The 5,331-nt window shown below is 64.3% G+C and carries 6 protein-coding genes and 1 pseudogene; 2 read left to right on the top strand and 5 right to left on the bottom strand.

All coding sequences use genetic code 11. From position 1 onward, the window contains the following. Positions 1–352 (bottom strand): nuclear transport factor 2 family protein (locus JHD07_RS31870; protein ID WP_291629371.1); only part of this gene is annotated, 352 nt, incomplete at its 3' end. Between the two features lie 148 nt (positions 353–500). Between JHD07_RS31870 and JHD07_RS31865 the strand changes: the two genes are divergently transcribed. Together JHD07_RS31865 and JHD07_RS31860 are read left to right on the top strand one after the other, a co-directional pair. Next, entirely contained in the window at positions 501–1,742 is a 1,242-nt protein-coding gene (locus JHD07_RS31865; RefSeq protein WP_291629369.1) for an amidohydrolase family protein, read from the top strand. A gap of 179 nt (positions 1,743–1,921) precedes the next feature. Next, positions 1,922–2,230 carry a hypothetical protein gene (locus tag JHD07_RS31860; protein WP_291629367.1) on the top strand — a complete coding sequence of 103 codons (309 nt, stop codon included), beginning with the start codon at positions 1,922–1,924 and terminating at the stop codon, positions 2,228–2,230. A 9-nt stretch (positions 2,231–2,239) separates the two neighbouring features. Here the strand turns inward: JHD07_RS31860 and JHD07_RS31855 are convergent, their stop codons facing one another. The 4 genes and pseudogenes from JHD07_RS31855 to JHD07_RS31840 form a co-directional block, all read right to left on the bottom strand. Then, positions 2,240–3,163, bottom strand: a complete 924-nt coding sequence (locus JHD07_RS31855; RefSeq protein WP_291629365.1) for an NAD(P)-dependent oxidoreductase — start codon at positions 3,161–3,163, stop codon at positions 2,240–2,242. Continuing rightward, a complete protein-coding gene (locus JHD07_RS31850; RefSeq protein WP_291629364.1) occupies positions 3,163–4,041 on the bottom strand; it encodes a hypothetical protein in 879 nt (292 codons plus the stop codon). The genes JHD07_RS31855 and JHD07_RS31850 overlap by 1 nt, the downstream gene beginning before the upstream one ends. Continuing rightward, on the bottom strand, positions 4,038–4,751 hold the full coding sequence (locus JHD07_RS31845; RefSeq protein WP_291629362.1) for a PIG-L deacetylase family protein: 714 nt from the start codon (positions 4,749–4,751) through the stop codon (positions 4,038–4,040). Before JHD07_RS31845 ends, JHD07_RS31850 begins: the two co-directional genes overlap by 4 nt. A gap of 183 nt (positions 4,752–4,934) precedes the next feature. Continuing rightward, positions 4,935–5,331 (bottom strand): annotated as a pseudogene (locus tag JHD07_RS31840) (TetR/AcrR family transcriptional regulator); the annotation flags it as partial.

Raw genomic sequence — 5,331 nt, 5'->3', positions numbered from 1 at the left:
CGATCTGGCCGCTCTTGACGACGAACCGGTCGACATAGCGGTTGCCCTCGAATGGCGTGCCGTCCATCCACTCGCCGTAGAGCGTGCCGACGCTGTAGACAACGGTCTCTTCCTCGCCGGGGCAGACGTCGAACCGGTCCATCTTCTTCTTGACCCAGCGATAGCGTTTCGCATTCAAGCCCGTCGGCCCGCGTGGATGGTCGAACTCGCGCCCGCCGGTGAACGTGATCACCGTGCCCGGCTTCATATAGGCCGCAGCGGCGTCGGGATCGGGTATCATCGAGGCCGTCAGGTAGGCTTCGACGATCTCGGCATCGGTCATCGGGCGTTCGGCTTTGGCTGGGGCGGACATTGCAGTTTCTCCGAAGTGCCGACATTCTACAATTCCGAGCTCGAAGTGCATGCACATTTTTTATACAGTTTGCCGCCTCAGTTGCACACAATCTGGAGCTGCCCGCTCCCTCGGCTTGCGATAGGGTGCGTCGGCTGAATCCAACGCCATGACCACCTCCACAGCCTTCGACCTCATCTTCCGCAACGCGCTGCTGCGATCGTCCGCCGCACCCGTCGATATCGGCGTGAAGGGCGGCCGTATCGCCGCGATCGAGCCACGGCTTGCCTGCGAAGCGGTCGAGGTCGACCTCGGCGGACAGCTCGCCCTGCCCGGTTTCGTCGACACCCACATCCACCTCGACAAGGCCTGCCTGCTCGGCCGCTGCGCCCACGATCACGGCAGCGTCTCCGAGGCGATCCGTGCCGTCGCCGGCATGAAGAAGGATTTTACGGTCGAGGACGTCTACGCGCGCGGCGCAAAGGTGCTCGAACGCGCCATCGTGCACGGCACGACGCGCATGCGAACCCATGTCGAGATCGATCCGCGTATCGGCCTGCGCGGCTTCGAGGCGGTCAAGGCGCTCAAGCGCGACTATGCCTGGGCGATCGACCTGTCGCTCTGCGTGTTCCCGCAGGAGGGCCTGACCAACGATCCCGGCAGCGACGAACTGCTGGTGCAGGCGCTGCGCGACGGCGGCGAGGCGATCGGCGGCTGTCCCTATATGGACAGCGATCCAAACGCCCATCTGGCGCGCATCTTCGATCTCGCGGAACAGTTCGACGTCGACGTCGACCTTCATCTCGACTTCGATCTCGACCCCTCCTGGTGGCATCTCGACGAGGTCTGCCGGCAGACCGAGCGGCGCAACTACGGGGGACGCGTGGCGATCGGCCATGCGACGAAACTTTCGGCCCTGCCGCCGGAGCGGATGCGGGCGGCCACCGCGCAGCTGGTAAGGGCCGGCGTTGCCGTCACCGTCCTGCCCGCGACCGACCTCTATCTGATGGGACGGGAGGCGACCTACAATGCGCCACGCGGGCTGACCCTCGCCCACAAGCTCGCGGCCGACGGCGTCGTCTGCTCGGTCGCCACCAACAACGTGCTCAATCCCTTCACGCCGTTCGGCGACGCATCGCTGCTGCGGATGGCGAATTTCTATGCCAATGTCGCCCACGCCTCGGTGAACGATTTCGACACCTGTCTCGATCTCGTGACCGAGCAGCCGGCGCGGTTGATGAACCTCCATGATTACGGCATCAAAGTCGGCAATCCCGCCGATCTGATTGTGCTCGATACCAGGGATAGCCGCTTCGCCATCGCCGAACTGCCCGACGTCTTGATGGGATTCAAGTGCGGCCGGCAAACCTTCGCGCGGCCGCGACCCGCTCTGTTCCGGCCAGGTTCCTAAGGGAACCCAACGGAGACCTCTCATCCGATGCTACCGCCCTGAGTTCCGCAATTCCGAATCCGGTACTAATCCGGATAGCAAATTGTCGCGGAATCCGGATATGTGCCCGCATTGCAATTCCCGCGGTGCCGCTCATTTGAGCTTGGCACCGGTGTCGCGTTCAACGGGGAAGCATCGACGTGTTCAGTGCATTCAGCAGCATCGACTATCAGTCCATTCGCGCCCGCACGCCGGCCGAGACAGCCGCCAAGCGGTTGAACGGCATCGGCGAAGTCCTGTCGAGCCTCGATGTCGGGTCGGTTCGCAACGCGGCTGACCTTGCCCACGCACTGTGGACGCTCGAGACTGCCGACAAGTGCATTCGCATGATCCTCGCAGAGTTCCGCACCGAGCACGCGACCGAGGTCGCGCGGCAAGCCGCAGCTCTGATGGGCTTGATCGACAGTGCCCGCGACGAGCTCACCGGCCTCCGAACGACCAAGTCTTGAACTTGCGTCCTATGTCTCGCGCTTGATCCTGGCCAGGATCCGGTCGGCCTCGGTGCGCCAATCGGCACTGCGGGCGAACTTTTCGCTGCCCCTGATGCCGAACAGCCCTTCGTCGGCGAGATCGGCCATCCAGGCCTGCCGCTCGGCCGTGCCTTGCGCCGACCACGGCGTCAGCCCTGCCTCGCGCACGGTCTCGGCGACCTCGCGCACCTCCTCGGCGCGGCGGCGGCCGTGCTCGATCACGCGCTGGAAGCAATAGGCGCCCTGCTTCTCCCAGTCGATGGTGGGGAATGTCTCGCTGAGTGACGCCAGCATAGCATCCTCCACGCCATAGGCCCGCGCGGTCGTAAAACTCTCGATGACCATGGCTTCCAGGCCCTTGATCATGATGCTGCGGCACATTTTGACCGCCGATGACACGCCGAGCTTGTCGCTGGCGACCTTGGCTGTGAAACCGATCGCGTTCAGCAGCGGCTCCAGCTCGCTCGCGCCGGGTCCGCCGAGCAGCAAAGGCACCTTGATGCGATAAGGCGGCACCGAGGTCATCACCGCGCCCTCGACATAGCGCCCGGCAGCACCGTCGATCAGCGCAGCGGCGCGCTGCTTGGCACCGGGAGAGGCCGAGTTGAAATCGAGAAACCAGGTACCCTGATTGATCGCAATCGCACAGGCCTTGGCGACCGGGACGGCCTGGCTCGCCGTGACGGCGGAGATGATGAAGTCGGATTTCGCGGCCAGCTCGGCGTGAGAGGCCGCGAGCGTCACACCGAACTTCTCTGCGTGCTCCCTGAGCGATGTGCCCTGCTCGCCTCCGAGCTTGATGTCGTAGGCGGCGACCTTGATGTCCCGCTGGCGCAAATCTTCGGCCAGGATCCTGCCGACTTCGCCGTATCCGACCAGCCCGATCTGCCAGCGCCTGGGATCACCTGCCATCAGTTCAGTCCTTCAATCGCTGCGTCGAACAGCTCATCGACCGCGTAGCGGCGCGGGATCAGCGCCTGCTGGAATGCGTAGTCGACGATCAGCTCGAGCGATCTCCTGTTCGCCTCGATCCCGAACGGAACAAGGTCGGGCGTCGCCGCAGGTCCTGCCTGCTCCTTGCTCCGCTTGAGCAGATCATAAACGCCCGCGACCACGTCGGGGTGCGATTTTGCCAGTTGCTCGGTCACGACCACGAGATGATTGACCGGCACGACGCCACGCCGCGTGTACCATCTGGCGGCTTCCAGAGCCGGATCGGGAAAAAGCGTTTTCAGCCTGGGATCATCCGAGGTTTCGCCGAGCACGGCGTCGAGCTCGCCGTCCATCAGCATCGAAAGGATCTTCTTGTCGTCGGGCGCGCGCTCGGTGTTGTCGACATATTCGGCGACGTGCGGATCCTCGAAGGTGACCCAGCGGATCCTGGCGAGATCGACGCCGTAATCGTTGGCGAGGATGCCTCTGATCCAGGCACCGGTCGTTGTCGTGAACGAGCGGATGCCGACACGCCTGCCTTCTAGGTCGGACGGCCCGAGTGTTTCATGCGCAGGATTGTAGAGCGCATAGGCGTGCTGGAATCGGCCGAGCATGGTCGCCGGCAGCAGCACCAGCGGCTTGCCATGCGCCTTCGCCATCAGGAACGTGACGATCGCCATCTCGCAGACGTCGAAGGCCTGCTCGCGCACCATCGGCTTGAACGCGGTGTTGGTCGGCGTGTACGCGATGAAATCGAGATCGAACAGGTCGGAGCGGAGCGCCCCGCTCTTCACCGCCTGCACATGGGGGTGACTGCCGATCACCGCCTTGAGCTTGATGGTGCGGACCGGCGTCATGCCAGCTCGTCCGCAACCGTCGGAAACAGGCGCTGGTAGGCCTCGCCATAGGTCATGGGCACACCGGTGTTGCGGCTGCCCTGGATGCCGCGGTTGAGCGCGACGCGCTCGTAATAGCCCCAGAGATGCTTTTGCGCGGCGAGAATCTGGAACGCTTCGTACTTCTCCTTCCAGACCTCGTCGATCTTGAGGATGGTGTCCGGCTTGTAGCTGCACTGCTCGGGCTGGTGTGGCTCGAACAGGAACACCGGCGGAGCGGAATATTTGTATTGCGCGCCCGGCTTGTGGCCCATCGCTTGCGCGACTACGCGGGTCTCCTGCGCAAAATGCGCCGCATTCGGGTGGTCGAAATTATAGGGGTCTTCCAGCGCATGGGTCAGCACGAAGCTCGGATTGAGCTCGCGATAGACGTCCACCATGCGGTCGAAATGCGCTTCGGTGAGCTTCAGCGGATAGTCGCCGCAATCGAAGAATTCGATCTCGGCACCGAGCAGCTTGGCCGCCCGCTCCGCCTCGTCCTTGCGACCGGCCTTCACCGATTGAAGCGTCGCGCCCTGCTCCTTCCAGGCGAACTGGCTCTCGCCGCGCTCGCCGAAGGACAGGCACACGATCTTCATGCGATAGCCCTTCTTCGCATGCAGCGCGACGGCGCCGCCGGCGCGCCACACGAAATCGCCGGGATGGGCGGTGACCACGAGGCCTGTTTTCATGAGAGAGCTCCCCTGTTTCTTTGCTGACATCATAGGCTGGCGGCCGCCGTCGACGACCTATCGCCGTCATCGCTGCACCAGCCTCGGCAGCCTGAACTTCGGCGTAAGCGTGCTGGGATGGCTCGGCGGAATGGTCGGCGTGTCATGATCGTCGCGTGAACCGCCGAAGCAAAGCCACCTGTTCTAGGACTTGTTGCCGACGAGAGGCCGCCGCCGCGCCGGCGCGGCCTGGTCGAACGCGGGCGCCTGGAACGCGGCAACGGTGGCCTGCACCAACTGTTCGATGGCGGTGGCGGCGTCGCCGCCATCAGCCTCCCCGCGCGACAGGCGCGAGACGCGCTCCGGCGTCACCAGCGAATAATAGAGCGCGCCGAGCAGGAAGTGGCTGCGCCAGACGATGTCGGTACGTGGTATCTGCGGCAGGCTCTCGTGGATGGCGTCGATGAAGGCATGGCTGGTGTCGTCGAAGGTCTGCGCGATGATCTTTCGCGCGACGTCGTTGCCTTCGGCCGACATCACGGCGCGCAGCCGCGTGAAACGAGCGCCGCCACCGGCGAGATCGCTGCCCGAGGTGAAGGCC

Source organism: Bradyrhizobium sp., from assembly GCF_016462955.1.
Taxonomy (GTDB): Bacteria; Pseudomonadota; Alphaproteobacteria; order Rhizobiales; family Xanthobacteraceae; genus Bradyrhizobium.
The sequence above is the reverse complement of the archived record's forward strand: the minus strand, read 5'-3'. Positions and strand labels throughout refer to the sequence as shown.